Raw genomic sequence first — 13202 nt, forward strand, 5'->3', positions numbered from 1 at the left:
AGTGTCCCAGCCGCGGCGCCCCGTTCAACTACAGGGTGTAAGAGTTCTACCCGCCGCGGGCGTAAGCACGCCGATGGCGGGGAAAGCATCCCCCATGGGCGTATGCAACCCGACCAGACTGGGCGCGGCATCCGTGGGCCTGGTGATGGCCGTGCTGGCCGGCGGCTGCGGCAGCGACAACCCGGTCATCGACTCGTCGAACCGCGGCTCGAACTCCCACACCACGACACGACGGTGCAGAACGCCTACATCGTGCCCCGCTTTCAACCAGGGTCGTGTGCGAGACAGGTGGGTGACGCCGCGCGCTCGCTTTCACGGCCACCAACAGTCGCAGCACCGAATCGGAACGCCTGCTCGCGATCGGCACCGACGCGACCGAGGCCGTCCACATCTCTCCCGCCGCGCCGCTGGAAATCCCCCCGCAGTCGTCGATCGCCGCCGGGCAACCGATCGAACAGGTCGGTAAGGGCGCTGCCGGCCAACCGTTCGCCGTCAGCGTGGACGGCCTGCGGGAATCCGCCAGGCCGGGTACGTCGGTGGATGTGACCCTTGTATTCGACTGTGTTCGACAACTACGGCGGCCTGACCGTGCGGGTGCCCATCGAGGCGTGTCCCAGCCAGCAGTAGCCCAAGGTCGAAAAACGATGGCATTTCATCCGGATTCGGCGCAGCGTGCATACGACCACCCGGCACGGGGTAACCCTGTGACGACAGACAGTGAAGCATTCGAGAGGGATGAGACTCATGACCGACCCCGCCGGGGAACGCACGACATCGAGCACCGGACAACGGCTGGTCGCATCGTTTGACAGTTACGACGCGGCTCAGGAGCTGGTCGATCGCATGTCCGACGGCGGATTCCCCGTCGAGCACGTTCGCATCGTCGGCGACGGCCTGCGCACCGTCGAACGAGTCACCGGCCGCATGACCAAGGGCAAGGCCGCGCTCGCGGGTGCGGCCAGTGGCGCCTGGATCGGTGCGCTGATCGGTCTGCTGTTCTTGCTCTTTGCCGTCGGCCCGTTATGGCTGTGGGTATGGGTGCTGTTGCTGCCGATTGCCTTCGGCGCACTCTGGGGCGCTATCTTCGGCTTCGCGGCACACGCGTCGACGGGTGGGAAGCGGGACTTCACCAGCGAGCAGACCCTGCTGGCGCGCCGTTACCACGTCTATGTCACCGCCGAGTACGCCGACCACGCCGCACGCTTTCTGCCGGCAGCGCAGAGCGCGGCTCGCTGAAGCCTGAGGTTGGCAGAGCCGCGTCGGCGCGGTGTACTACCTCTATGAGGAATCCCGGCCGGCTGTCGACGGGCGCGACGATTCCCGCACAAGAGCTGGAAACCATCACCGGCCAGCCCGTGGCGGTGCCGGCACCCCGCGGGCGTACCCATCTGCAGTTTCGCCGGTTTGCCGGGTGCCCGATCTGCAGTCTGCATCTGCACAGCTTCGCCGACCGCCACCAGCAGCTCAGCGACGCCGGCATCACCGAAGTGGTGTTCTTTCACTCGCCGGCCGACGCGCTGCGCGGATATCAGACCGTGCTGCCGTTCGCCGTGGTCGCCGACCCCGACAAGGTGCACTACCGCCGGTTCGGGGTGGAGCGGAGCTGGCGCTCCCTGGCCAGTCCCCGCGCTTGGTCAGCAGCTGTCCGCGGCTACCGCGCCGCGCGCCGGCACCGCCGTGACCCGGCCTACGCCGGCGTCGGATCTACCGACGGCACAACGCATTTGGGGCTGCCCGCGGACTTTCTCATCGATCCGGACGGCAGCCTGGTCGCGGTGCATTACGGGCGTCACGCCGACGACCAATGGTCGGTAGACGAGCTGCTGAGTATCGATCGGTCACTGGGGTAACGGCATGGCCAGCGAAGTGGTGGTGTACTGGCGTCCGGGCTGCCCGTTCTGTTGGCGGCTGCGCAGGGCGCTACGGCGGCGCCGGCTGCCCACCCGGGAGGTGAACATCTGGACCGATCCGGAGGCGGCCGCGGTGGTCCGCTCCATTGCCGACGGCAACGAGACCGTGCCCACCGTCGTCGTCGGCGATATCGCCATGGTCAACCCGACGGCCGGTCAGGTCATCGCCGCCGTCCGCAGCCGGGCTCCGGAGCTTCTCGACCAGGCGGCCGCGGCCGCCCGTTGGCGAACCATCTTCCGGAGTCCAAGCCGTTAGCCCGGCTCGCCCTCGATGCTCACGCCCCGCCAGAACGCCACGTGGTTCTTGATGTCACTGGCCCGCGGGCTGGGGTCCGGGTAATACCAGGCGGCATCGGGGTTGGTCTGGCCGTCCACCACGACGGTGTAGTAGTTGGCCACCCCCTTCCACGGGCAGATCGACGTGGTGGGGCTGTCGATCAAATACTCGCGGTGCACCGATTCCGGCGGGAAGTAGTGATTGCCCTCCACTGTGACGGTCTGCGGCACTTCCGCGAGCACGGTCCCGTTCCACACGGCGCGAATCATTCGCCCACCTCCCTGTCGGCTTCGATAGTGCACGGTTTCCGGAGCCGGCGCGACCGATTGCCCGCCTTGAGATGTGGCCCCGCACATGAGTTGGATAGTGGCATGCAACTTCCGCAACGGCTCGCCCGGTTCAACCGCCATGTCACCAACCCGATTCAGCGGATGTGGGCCGGCTGGCTACCTCCGTTCGCGACCATCGAGCATGTCGGACGACGATCGGGCAAGCCGTACCGCACCCCGGTCAACGCCTTCGAGGCGACCGTCGACGGCAAACCCGCGGTGGCTGTTGTGCTGACCTACGGCCCGGACCGGGACTGGCTGAAGAACCTCAGGGCGGCCGGTGGCGGGCGAATGCGGCGGCGCGCCAGGACTTTCGGCATCACCGATCCGCGGGTGGTGAGCATGGCCGAGGCGGCGCCGCAGGTCACTGCCGGCTGGCGGCCGATTTTCGCGCGGCTGCCGTTCGAGACCGCGGTGCTGTTTACCCGGACCTCCTGAGACCGGGAGATGCGGGTCACCGCGATCCGGGAGCGACCGGTCGCACTATACGGCAGTCCGGCCAACGCGGTCGTCAACTTCGCACAGCACACGGTCTCACTGGTGGCGGTGGTCAGCGATGTCGTCCGGAACGGAAAACCGGTGACCGGAGTGGCTTTCGACTCGATCGGACGATTCGCCCAGAGCGGGATCCTGCGCGACCGGATGATCCCTCGCGTCCTGTCCGCGGCGCCGGACGACCTGATTCGTGCCGGGCAAATCGACCCGGCCGCCGTCTTGGCATGCGCCCTGGCCGACGAGAAACCCGGCGGGCACGGTGATCGGGCGGCCGCGGCCGCCGCCCTGGAACTGGCGTGCTGGGACCTCAACGCCAAACTCGACGACGAACCCGCCTACGCGACCATCGCACGTCACTTCGGGCGAACACCGGCGCACGCGGTCGAGGTGTATGCCGCCGGCGGCTACTACCACTTGGGGCGCGGCCTGGCCGAGTTGCGCGACGAGATGCGCGGCTATCTCGACCAGGGCTACACCGCGGTCAAGATGAAGATCGGCGGCGCCGCGTTGGCCGACGACCTCGCCCGCATCGAGGCGGTGATCGACGTCGTCGGCGCCGGGCGGGTCGCCGTCGACGCGAACGGCAGATTCGACCGCAGTACCGCGACACAGTGGGCCACCGCGCTGGCGCCGTACGGCCTGCGCTGGTTCGAAGAGCCCGGTGATCCACTCGATTTCGAGCTGAACCGCGAGGTGACCTCCTGCTACAACGGCGCGGTAGCCACCGGGGAAAACCTGTTCTCGGTGCCCGATGTGACCAACCTGGTCCGCTACGGCGGCATGCGGTCGGGCCGCGACGTCTTCCAGATGGATGCCGGTCTGAGCTACGGGCTGGGCGAGTATGCCCGGATGCTCGAGGTGATCGAGGCGCACGGCTTCGATCGCCGGTTCGCCTTCCCCCACGGCGGCCACCTGATCAACCTGCACATCGCGGCGGCCCTGGGACTGGGCGGCTGCGAGTCCTACCAGGGAGTGTTCCAGCCCTTCGGCGGATATCCCGACGGGTGCGCGGTAACCGAGGGCCGGATCTCGCCGACGGACACGCCGGGCTTCGGGCTCGAGCAGAAACCCGGTCTTGCCGAACTGATCACCGAGCTGACGGCGTAGGAGCACCCGGATGAAAATCGCGATAATAGGTTGCGGCGCAATGGGTTCTATCTACGCCGCCAAGCTGGCCGCCGCGGGCAACGACGTCATGGTCATCGATCAGCAGCAGGCCGGCGTCGAGCAGATCGTCCGGCACGGGCTGCGGGTCACCGGGCCCGGCTACGAGCACCTGGTGCCGCTGCGGGCCGCCACCACGGCACCGGCCGAGGCGATGGACCTGATCGTGCTGGCGGTCAAGGCCGCCGACGTGCGAACCGCTGCGCGGGAAGCTCTTGCGATGCTGGGCGCCGATACCCCGGTCCTGACCATCCAGAACGGTCTGGGGTCGGCGGAGACCGTCGCCGACATCGTCGGGGACCGGCGGGTCGCGGTCGGGATCGCAAGCGGGTTCGGTGGGGCGCGGATCGCGCCCGGACACGTGCACCACAACGCCATGCGCGCCATGCGTTTCGGCGCGTATTCGTCGCTGCCTTTTGCGACGGTCCAGGCGATCGCGCGGGTCTGGACCGAAGCCGGCTTCGACGCCGCCGCGGTCACCGACATCGCCGCCATGCAATGGGAGAAGCTGATCTGCAACGTGGCCTACAGCGCGCCCTGCGCATTGACCGGGATGACCGTCGGCCAAGTGCTGGACGACGCCGAAATGGGCCCGGTCAGCCGCGCGGCCGCGACCGAGGCGTGGGAGGTGGCGCGGGCATCGGGTATCGCGGTGGCCGTCACCGACCCGGTCGCTCATGTCCGGGCCTTCGGCGCCGCGATGCCCGACGCCAAGCCGTCGGCGCTGCTAGACCACGAAGCGCGCCGGGTCAGCGAGATCGACGTCATCAACGGCGCGGTCCCGCGGTACGGCGCCCGCGTCGGGGTGGCTGCGCCGGTGAATGAGACCTTGACGGCGGTGGCCAAGTCGGTGGAAAGGCAATGGGGCGGCCCCTGATTCGCTACGTAGCGTCCCAGCGACTACGCGCACGGGAACAGCGCGGCCGCCTGGGCGGCCTGCGCCCACTGCTCGGCGAATAGCCGGCTTACCGCGTCCAGTGCCGGGGTCAGCGGTTCGATGGTCCGCGACACCAGGGCCCGCTCGTCGGTGGCGGCCACCGGATGCCAGTACACGCCATCGGCGGTGACCGTCACCTCCGGAACCAGCGATTCGCGGCGCAGCGACAACCCTTCGGACGCAACGCCTTCCAAGGCGATCGGCCGCACCAGCTGATCCTCGGCTGCGATGCCGATTGTGTCGAGGAACTCGTGAAAAGCGGCCAGTTCGCCGGGTGCGGGGGCGGCGACCGTCGCGGCCACCCGCACCCGGAAGCCCAGCGACAACGCGAAACGGATTCCGGCGACCGCCTTTTCCCACGAACCGGCGCCGCGGTGCGCGTCGTGCAGGTCCGGCGTGGCCGAGTCCAGGCTGATCTGCAGGGCGAGCCCATCCCGGGGCAGGGATTCCAGCGCCCGGCGCGCCCGGCCTTTGAACACCATCGCGTTGGTGAGGACGGTGGTGGGCAGCGTCTGCACACAGGCCGAGATGATCGTGGCGATGTCGGGCAGCAGGAACGGCTCACCGCCGGTGAGGAACAATTCCCGCACCCCCCACCGTGCGGCTTCACCGACAATGCGGCCGATGCGCTCGGCTCCGAGTTCGCGGTGCGGGGCCTGCGGCGACGACGAGACACAGCAGTAGTCGCAGGACAGATTGCAGTGAAAGTTGGTGTAGAGCCACAGCCGGACCCCGGGCAGCCGGTCGGCGCCCAGCACCTCGGCGGGATCGGGTGGATGACCGCGCCGCACTATCACCGTACCGGCTCCCGCCTCGTCCAGGTCCGCGCGAACCAGAGTGTTTCCGGTTCGGGCGCACCACTTTTCGGCGAGCTCTCGGTCGCGGTGACTGCTGACGGCAACTTCGGCGGTGGCGCCCTGCGCAAGCCCGCCCACCTGGCGCATCAAGTGCAGGATCACCATCGCGGGTCGATACCCTGCTCCTTGACGGCCTCGAACAACGGCTGGTATCCGTCCAGGTGCGGCGGCACCCAGCGGCGTAACCCCTCGAGTTCCAATATCTTTCGGTGCTCGGGGTTATCCCAGCTCATCGCCAGCAACCGGTCCAGCCATGGTCGGTACCGCTCGGCGGCCAAGGTGTCCAACGCGGTGAACATGCAGTGGCAGTAGCCGTCGGTGCGCCACACTTCGGTCAGCGATTCCCCCATCAGCTCCGCGGCACCCATAGCCGCCCACGTCGAGCTGCCGATGGCCGCCACGTCGGCCTCCCCGGCCAGCACGGCGTCCACCGCGTCCAGCTCGCTGCGGCCGGTGTCGCCGTGTTTGCCGATGTCGGTGTTGAATCGGGTGACGTGCAAGTCCGTCTCGGCGATGCCGGCGCGCCGTAGGTAATACAGCGGCAGGATCGCCGCGTGCGCGGAGTCGGCGGACCCGAGCGCAAGACGTTTTCCGGCAATGTCGCCCGCGCCGTGCACTCCACCTCCGGCGCGCGCCACGAAGACGGTGGTGTAGTCCACGTCGGTGTCCCGCTGGGCCAGCGCGGTGCAGTGCCCGCCCGTTTGCAGCACGGTGCGCACATAGGCGAGGTTGGTGTTCCAGGCGATGTCGATGTGGCCGGCGATCAGCGAGTCGACCAACCGCCCGTAGTTGGAGTAGAGCACGAAATCCATTTCGGTGTCCGGGTTTTGAGAGTCCCGAAAGTAACTTCGGATGCCCTCCCAGATCGGGACCACATTGGGCGTGTATGCCACAGCCCCGACAACCAGCGGTTCGGCTGACATATCCCTCCCTAGAACAGCGGCAGCCCGGTGACGGCCCGGCCGTAGAAGTCGTACAGCGCGTCGGCGGTCGGTGCCATCACCGCCCCGGCGCGAGCGTCGCGGAACGCCCGTTCGATAGGCAGATGCTTGGAGAACGCGGCACCGCCACACACCCGCATCGCCGACTCGGTGATGGTCAGCGCGGCGTCGTTGACCGACGCTTTGACTCCCAGCACATGCGTCAGTGTGGTGCCGTCGGGTGAACTCACCCGGTCGGCGACCTGCGCCAGATACGCCTCCTGCGCCGCCAGCCCGGTGCCCATCCGGGCGATCTGGGCGCGGATCGTCGGCAGCTCGGCCAAGCTGCCGCCGAGGTGTTCCAGCCGGGCGCTGGTCACGTGCTTGACCGCAGCGCTGGTGGCCGCGGTCGCCAAACCCAGGGACACGGCCGCATTTCCGAGGTTGAACCACGGCAGGACCGTTTGCATCATCATGCCGAACCCGCCGCCCGGCGGGCCCACGCGATAGGAACTCGGGACGCGAATGTCGACCGACATCGGCGCCGAGGCATTGCCGCGCAGACCCATACCGGTGAAGGTGCCGGTCACCCGCAGGCCCGGGGTGTCCGCCGGAACAGCGTAGAGATCGACGTCTCCGGCGACGCCGCTGACCGAACCGGTGGAGACGACGTAGACGTCGGCGAACCCCGCGGACGTCACCCAGCTTTTATCGGCCCGCACGACGACGTCGTCCCCGTCGACCGTCGAGGTGGACACCGGCGCCCAGAAGTGGGACCGAGAGCCCTTCTCGCTGAACGCCAACGTGCCCAGTCTTTTCCCGGAAGCCATGTCCGCCAACAGATCCGGCAAGCCGGGCGGGGGCGCTGCGGCGACGGCGACGGCCGCGGCCACATGCATCAGATAGATCATGGCGGTCGATCCGCAGGCAGCCGACAGCTGCGCCACTACCTGGGTGAATTGCCTTGGGCTGGCAGCCATTCCACCGACATCGGCTGGTAGCACCAGACCAAGGAGGCCGCTGGCCCGCAGGGCATCCACCGACTCCACCGGAAAGGAACAGTCGGCGTCCACTCGCTCGGCATGCTCAGCGGCGACGGCAACGACTTCCGGCACAACCCCCGGTGCGGTCATCACGCCCCTTTCGTCCGTCCCAATTTCGGCCCGGTTGCCATACTCACCACCGCCGCGCAGACGAAAACCACTGCGGTGGTGTTGGTTCCACCGAGCCACACCGAAGTCCCGGCTACCTGGACGTAGATGGAGGCTGCGGCCAGCGCTGCCACCGCGGCGGCCGCGATGGTGATGAGGCGCTGGCCGAGCTTAGCCGCTGCCAGCATCGCCAGTGCGACCGCGATCAGCACCACGGCTCCGCGCAGGTTGTATTCGCCGAGTGAGAATTCAAGCGGTCGTATGCCGACGTAAGCGGGCCAATGGCCGGCAAGACCGCGCCACACGGCGATCAGCCCGATCAGCAACAGCACGGTTGCCCAACCAGCCAGCAACCGCTGCGCTCTCAACACGACCGCCGATGGCGTGGTCGCGGCGCGCACCGCGTCGACGGCGGCGTACCGGGTCGACGCCACGAACAGCAAGACGACGTGGATCCCGAGCAGCATCGTGTACGCCCACGGCCATTCCCCGGGCGACTCGGCGACCGAGAGGCCGATCGCTAGTGACTGTCCGATGCCGATCAGGGCGGCCAGCCGCACCGCAGTCCCGGTCAGCAGCAACACCGCCAGCGCGGACTCGGCGACCAGCACCGCCCAACCGAAGGCGGTGAAGTACGGCAGCACCAGGTGCTCGACGGCCCAGCTGAACGGTGTGAACACCGGATGTTCGATCGCCAGATGGGTGAAGTGATACAGCCCGCTGTTGCTGCGCTGCCCGAAGTCCGGCGGCAGCTTCCAGACCACGTTGTAGAGCCAGATCAACCCGGCAAGCAGCCGCAGACCGGCCAGAGCGACCAGGCCGCCGGTCGGCGGCGGCGCTGCGGGTGAAAACAAGAAATCGGTTCCGCGACGCACGCCTGCCGTCCTCATGCGATGCAGTATCACACGCGGCGCAAGGGTCTGCGCGTCGCCACCCTTGCGACGAAGTACACCGCGACCACCACCAACCAGGACAGCAGGCTGAGCCACAGCTGGGTGCGCGCGGTGCGGTCGAACGCCATTTGCACCAGCACGGCGAGGATTCCGGCGGCCGTGAGAATCGACAGCGCCGGGAAGAACCACATCTTCACCCTCAGCTTCTCGGCGGATGTGCGGCTACGCAGCACAATTTGCGACAGCGCAATGAGCAGGTAGACGAACAAGATCACCGCACCCGAGGAGTTGAGCAGGAAGAGGAACACCGTGCCGGGCGCGAGCCACGCCATGACGACGCCACCGAACCCCACTGCCGACGAGCACAGGATGGCGAGGTGCGGTACCCCGCGCCGGCTGACCCTGACCAGCCGTGCCGGCGCCTCGCGCCGGTCAGCAAGCACGAACAGCATCCGCGACGCGGTATACAGGCCGGAGTTGAGGCAGGACAGCACCGCGGTGAGCACCACCGCGTTCATGAGCTGGTCCGCGCCCGCAAGTCCCATGTGCTTGAGGGCGGCGACATACGGCGAGGCGCCGAGTTCCACTGAATTCCAAGGTAATATCACGACCACCAGGAAAACCGAGCCGACGAAGAAGATCGCGATCCGCGCGACCACCGAGTTGGTCGCTCGTTGTACCGCGCGCTGCGGATCCCGGCTTTCGGCGGCGGCGATGGTGACCACCTCGGCGCCGACCATGGAAAAGATCACCACCACGATGGCCGCGAATACGGCGCCGACACCCTTGGGAAAAAACCCGCCATGCGCGCTGAGGTTGGCGAAATCCATGCCGTGGCCCGGCAGGAAGCCGAGCGCGAACACCGTGCCGACCCCGAGAAAGATCACGATGGTCGCGACTTTGATTCCGGCGAACCAGAATTCGAACTCCCCGAAGGACGACACCGAGAACAGGTTGGTCGCGGTCATCAGCACCATCAGGCACAGCGACAACAGCCACAGCGGCGCAGGAAACCAGTAGTTGAGGACTTTACCGCCGGCCACTGCCTCGAACCCGACGACGATCACCCAGAAGTACCAATACAGCCAGCCCACCGAAAACCCGGCCCAGCCCCCCAGGGCGGTGGCGGCGTAGTCGGCGAACGACCCGGTGGACGGGTTCGCGGTGGCCATCTCCCCGAGCATCCGCATCACCAGCACGATCAGCACCCCGCACATGGCGTAGGTCAGGAACGCCGCGGGCCCGGTCGCCTGGATCACCACGCCGGAGCCGACGAACAAGCCGGCGCCGATCACCCCGCCGAGCGCGATCATGTTCAGCTGACGCTGCGACAGTCCTTGGCGCAGTTGGGAAGTGGTACTCGAAGCCGGGCGGGCCGGCCCGCTCTCGATATCCGTGCGAGCCACCCGATGCGCTCGGTTCTGCGTCCGCCGCATTACCGGACGCTAGCAGTAGTTGTCAGCGACCGCCGCCAGTTGGCACGGCGCCTCGTGAGCAATCGTGTTCTCATGTGCGGTGCGCGCCGCGGCCCCTGCGCAGCAGCTTGTCGGCGGCCACGACGAGGGTGACAACCGTGGCGACGGCAAAGATCCGCATCCAGGCGGGCGCCCCGATCGGTGCCGTACCGAACACCGTGTTCATCGCGGGAAGATAGGTGATCGCAAGTTGAGCGACGGCCTGTACGGTCACGCCCACGATGATCCAGCGGTTGGAGAAGACGCCGATCCGCAAGGCCGAGTGGGTCAGCGACCGGCAGCTGAACAGGTAAAAGGCCTCAACCACCACAAAGAGGTTCAGCGCCGCGGTCCGGGCTGCTTCGACGCTGGCGCCTTTGCCGATTTCCCATTCGAACAGCCACCAGGCAGTGGCGACCAGCATGGTGGCGACGAGCAGAATCCGCGCCACCAGCCCGCGGGTCAGCAGCGGCTGGTCGGGATCGCGCGGCGGACGAGCCATGATGCCGGCTTCCTTGGGCTCGAACGCGAGCATCAGGCCGAGCGCGATCGCGGTGGTCATGTTGATCCACAGAATCTGGGTCGGCAGTATCGGCAGGGTGGCGCCGGCTGCGATCGCAACCAGGATCACCAGTCCCTCCCCGATGTTGGTGGGCAGCGTCCAGGTGATGAACTTCGTCAGATTGTCGAAGACCCCGCGGCCCTCTTCGACCGCGGCCTCGATGGTGGCGAAGTCGTCGTCGGTCAACACCATGTCGGCGGCGTCCTTGGCGACCTCGGTGCCGCCGAGGCCCATCGCAACGCCGATGTTGGCCTGCCGCAAGGCCGGTGCGTCGTTGACGCCGTCGCCGGTCATGGCAACCACATGACCCCTGGCCTGCAACGCCTGCACCAGCCGCAGCTTCTGCTCCGGCGAGACCCTGGCGAACAGCTTGGCCCGGTCCACGGCGTCGGGATACTCGTCGCTACTCAGCGCAGCCAACTCAGCACCGGTGAGCACCGCGCCTGCCGTCGGTTCTTCGTCGTCGAGCAATCCGACCTTGGCCGCGATCGCGGTGGCGGTACCGGCATGGTCACCGGTGATCATCTTGACCGCGATACCGGCGGTGTGACAGGCCGCCACGGCGGATGAGGCCGCGGCCCGGGGAGGGTCAAGCATTGCCTGCAGCCCGGTGAACGCCAGCGTGCCCGGTAGCGCATCGTCGTCGAACTCGCCGGGGTCGCTTCCGGCGCGGACGGCGGTGGCCAGTACCCGTAGACCCCGGGCACTGAGTTGGTCGGCGGCCCGCAACACCATCGCGCGGTCCAGCGGACTCAACGCGCCGTCGGCGCCCAGCTGCGTGCTGCTCAACTCGAGCATCCGCTCCACCGCGCCCTTGGCCAGCACCACGTGGTCAACACCGTCACGATGCAGGGTGGCCATGTACTGGCGCTCGGAGCTGAACGGGATGGCCGCCACCCGCGGCATGCCCGCGGCGACGCGCTCCACATTGAGACCAGCCTTGGCGGCAGCGACCAGCATCGCGCCCTCGGTCGGGTCACCGATAACGCTCCAGTGCCCATCGTCGTGGCTGAGCGCCGCGTCGTTGCAGCGCGCACCGGCGATCAGTGACCAGCGCAGTGCCGCATGGGCATCCACCGACACAGGTGCGCCGTCCGGGTCTTGCAGGACACCGTCGGGCGCATAGCCAGTGCCGGTCACCTCGACCATGCCGTCGGGAGTCCAGATCGCCTGGACGGTCATCTGGTTCTCGGTCAGCGTTCCGGTCTTGTCGCTGCAGATGACGGTGGTGCTACCCAGCGTCTCCACCGCCGGCAGCCGGCGAATCACCGCGCGGCGCTTGGCCATTCGGGCCACACCGATAGCCAGCGTGATGGTGACGGCGGCCGGCAGGCCTTCGGGGATGGCCCCGACCGCGAGGGCGATTGCGGCGGTGAAGGTTTCGACGGCATCCTGGCGGCGCAGCAATCCCGCGGCGAAGGTGGCCGCCGCCAGTGCGAGGATGGCGATGGTCAGGACCTTGCTGAACCAGGCGAGCTTCGCGGTCAGCGGCGTCATCAGGGTTTCCGCGGCACCGACCAGCCGATGAATTTCACCCAGTTCCGTTTCGGCGCCGGTCGCGACGGCGATGCCGGCGCCGCGGCCGGCGGTCACCAGGGTGCCGGAGTAGACCATATTGCAGCGATCCGCGACCGGAGTGGCCTCCGGTAGTGCGACCGCGTCCTTGTGGACCGGCACCGACTCTCCGGTGAGCGCTGATTCGTTGACGTGCAGTTCGGTTACCCTTACCAGCCGCAGGTCGGCCGGCACTTTGTCGCCGCTCTCCAGCAGCACCAGGTCCCCGGGAACCAGGTCCTCCGACGCCACGGTGTGCTCGTGGCCGCCACGAACCACCTTGGCTTGGGTGCGCACCATCGACCGCAATCCCTCCAGCGCGGCCTCGGCCTTGGATTCTTGGATGAAACCCACGATGGCATTGACGACAACCACGCCGAAGATCACCGCGGAATCGACGTATTCCCGCAGTCCCGCGGTAATCAGCCCCGCCGCGAGCAGAACGTAGATGAGCGGATGGTGAAACTGCCGCAGAATGCGCACCAACAAGCCGCCCCGCGCAGCCACCGGCAAGCTGTTGGGTCCAAAGCGTTCTAATCGCTCCGCCGCTTCGCCGCAGGACAGCCCGCGGTGCGGATCGGTCTCCAACAGCAGCACCACTTCGTGCGCTGCCAAACCGTGATGAGCCGCGGATTCCGGCACTCACCTCACCCCTTGCTACCCCTTGCGACCCTTGCGCGACCCTTGCGCGACCCTTGC

General features: G+C 67.7%; 14 protein-coding genes. 6 read left to right on the forward strand and 8 right to left on the reverse strand.

The features are described 5' to 3' along the window. Window positions 1–24 precede the first annotated feature (24 nt). The gene (locus CDN38_RS10100) at window positions 25–225 is read right to left on the reverse strand and encodes a hypothetical protein (RefSeq protein ID WP_075513230.1); all 201 of its coding nucleotides are present in this window, start codon (window positions 223–225) and stop codon (window positions 25–27) included. A 519-nt stretch (window positions 226–744) separates the two neighbouring features. Between CDN38_RS10100 and CDN38_RS10105 the strand changes: the two genes are divergently transcribed. From CDN38_RS10105 to CDN38_RS10115, 3 genes are read left to right on the forward strand one after another with little or no spacing between them, the layout of a single operon-like run. Further along, window positions 745–1236, forward strand: coding sequence for a YflT domain-containing protein (locus tag CDN38_RS10105; protein WP_075513231.1), 492 nt, complete (start codon window positions 745–747; stop codon window positions 1234–1236). A gap of 44 nt (window positions 1237–1280) precedes the next feature. Further along, on the forward strand, window positions 1281–1850 hold the full coding sequence (locus CDN38_RS10110; RefSeq protein ID WP_075513232.1) for a peroxiredoxin-like family protein: 570 nt from the start codon (window positions 1281–1283) through the stop codon (window positions 1848–1850). Window positions 1851–1854: 4 nt separating this feature from the next. Further along, window positions 1855–2166 (forward strand): glutaredoxin family protein, encoded by a 312-nt coding sequence (locus CDN38_RS10115; protein WP_099318932.1) that lies wholly within the window; start codon window positions 1855–1857, stop codon window positions 2164–2166. On the opposite strand, the gene CDN38_RS10120 is transcribed toward CDN38_RS10115, so the two are convergent. Next, a complete protein-coding gene (locus CDN38_RS10120; RefSeq protein WP_075513234.1) occupies window positions 2163–2456 on the reverse strand; it encodes a DUF427 domain-containing protein in 294 nt (97 codons plus the stop codon). The genes CDN38_RS10115 and CDN38_RS10120 overlap by 4 nt on opposite strands. A gap of 102 nt (window positions 2457–2558) precedes the next feature. Here CDN38_RS10120 and CDN38_RS10125 point away from each other — a divergent pair, with 102 nt between their 5' ends. From CDN38_RS10125 to CDN38_RS10135, 3 genes are read left to right on the forward strand one after another with little or no spacing between them, the layout of a single operon-like run. Further along, window positions 2559–2954 (forward strand): nitroreductase family deazaflavin-dependent oxidoreductase, encoded by a 396-nt coding sequence (locus CDN38_RS10125; protein WP_075513235.1) that lies wholly within the window; start codon window positions 2559–2561, stop codon window positions 2952–2954. A gap of 9 nt (window positions 2955–2963) precedes the next feature. Beyond that, complete coding sequence (locus CDN38_RS10130) at window positions 2964–4118, forward strand: enolase C-terminal domain-like protein (protein ID WP_099318933.1); 1155 nt, start codon at window positions 2964–2966, stop codon at window positions 4116–4118. Between the two features lie 10 nt (window positions 4119–4128). Then, a complete protein-coding gene (locus tag CDN38_RS10135) occupies window positions 4129–5052 on the forward strand; it encodes a ketopantoate reductase family protein (protein WP_075513237.1) in 924 nt (307 codons plus the stop codon). A 23-nt stretch (window positions 5053–5075) separates the two neighbouring features. Here CDN38_RS10135 and CDN38_RS10140 read toward each other — a convergent pair whose 3' ends face one another. The 6 genes from CDN38_RS10140 to CDN38_RS10165 form a co-directional block, all read right to left on the reverse strand. Next, window positions 5076–6071 carry an Rv1681 family radical SAM protein gene (locus tag CDN38_RS10140; protein WP_099319367.1) on the reverse strand — a complete coding sequence of 332 codons (996 nt, stop codon included), beginning with the start codon at window positions 6069–6071 and terminating at the stop codon, window positions 5076–5078. Continuing rightward, a complete protein-coding gene (locus CDN38_RS10145; protein ID WP_075513239.1) occupies window positions 6068–6892 on the reverse strand; it encodes an Rv1680 family SBP-like protein in 825 nt (274 codons plus the stop codon). The genes CDN38_RS10140 and CDN38_RS10145 overlap by 4 nt, the downstream gene beginning before the upstream one ends. 8 nt (window positions 6893–6900) lie before the next feature. Continuing rightward, window positions 6901–8022 (reverse strand): Rv1679 family acyl-CoA dehydrogenase, encoded by a 1122-nt coding sequence (gene fadE16 / locus CDN38_RS10150; RefSeq protein ID WP_075513240.1) that lies wholly within the window; start codon window positions 8020–8022, stop codon window positions 6901–6903. Beyond that, complete coding sequence (locus tag CDN38_RS10155; protein WP_075513309.1) at window positions 8022–8930, reverse strand: Rv1678 family membrane protein; 909 nt, start codon at window positions 8928–8930, stop codon at window positions 8022–8024. The genes fadE16 and CDN38_RS10155 overlap by 1 nt, the downstream gene beginning before the upstream one ends. Window positions 8931–8941: 11 nt before the next feature. Further along, window positions 8942–10369, reverse strand: coding sequence for an amino acid permease (locus CDN38_RS10160; protein WP_099318934.1), 1428 nt, complete (start codon window positions 10367–10369; stop codon window positions 8942–8944). Window positions 10370–10439: 70 nt separating this feature from the next. Continuing rightward, window positions 10440–13145, reverse strand: coding sequence for a cation-transporting P-type ATPase (locus CDN38_RS10165; protein WP_075513241.1), 2706 nt, complete (start codon window positions 13143–13145; stop codon window positions 10440–10442). Between the last annotated feature and the right edge of the window lie 57 nt (window positions 13146–13202).

It is taken from the genome of Mycobacterium ostraviense, from assembly GCF_002705925.1.
In the GTDB taxonomy this organism is placed as follows: domain Bacteria; phylum Actinomycetota; class Actinomycetes; order Mycobacteriales; family Mycobacteriaceae; genus Mycobacterium; species Mycobacterium ostraviense.

What these genes read in the sequence shown, in the direction of transcription:
- CDN38_RS10105 (WP_075513231.1), top strand. Translation starts at nt 745, where the DNA reads ATGACCGACCCCGCCGGGGAACGCACGACATCGAGCACCGGACAACGG.
- CDN38_RS10120 (WP_075513234.1), bottom strand. Translation starts at nt 2,456, where the DNA reads ATGATTCGCGCCGTGTGGAACGGGACCGTGCTCGCGGAAGTGCCGCAG.
- CDN38_RS10155 (WP_075513309.1), bottom strand. Translation starts at nt 8,930, where the DNA reads ATGAGGACGGCAGGCGTGCGTCGCGGAACCGATTTCTTGTTTTCACCC.
- CDN38_RS10115 (WP_099318932.1), top strand. Translation starts at nt 1,855, where the DNA reads ATGGCCAGCGAAGTGGTGGTGTACTGGCGTCCGGGCTGCCCGTTCTGT.
- CDN38_RS10145 (WP_075513239.1), bottom strand. Translation starts at nt 6,892, where the DNA reads ATGTCAGCCGAACCGCTGGTTGTCGGGGCTGTGGCATACACGCCCAAT.
- CDN38_RS10125 (WP_075513235.1), top strand. Translation starts at nt 2,559, where the DNA reads ATGCAACTTCCGCAACGGCTCGCCCGGTTCAACCGCCATGTCACCAAC.
- CDN38_RS10130 (WP_099318933.1), top strand. Translation starts at nt 2,964, where the DNA reads ATGCGGGTCACCGCGATCCGGGAGCGACCGGTCGCACTATACGGCAGT.
- CDN38_RS10110 (WP_075513232.1), top strand. Translation starts at nt 1,281, where the DNA reads ATGAGGAATCCCGGCCGGCTGTCGACGGGCGCGACGATTCCCGCACAA.
- CDN38_RS10160 (WP_099318934.1), bottom strand. Translation starts at nt 10,369, where the DNA reads ATGCGGCGGACGCAGAACCGAGCGCATCGGGTGGCTCGCACGGATATC.
- CDN38_RS10135 (WP_075513237.1), top strand. Translation starts at nt 4,129, where the DNA reads ATGAAAATCGCGATAATAGGTTGCGGCGCAATGGGTTCTATCTACGCC.
- fadE16 (WP_075513240.1), bottom strand. Translation starts at nt 8,022, where the DNA reads ATGACCGCACCGGGGGTTGTGCCGGAAGTCGTTGCCGTCGCCGCTGAG.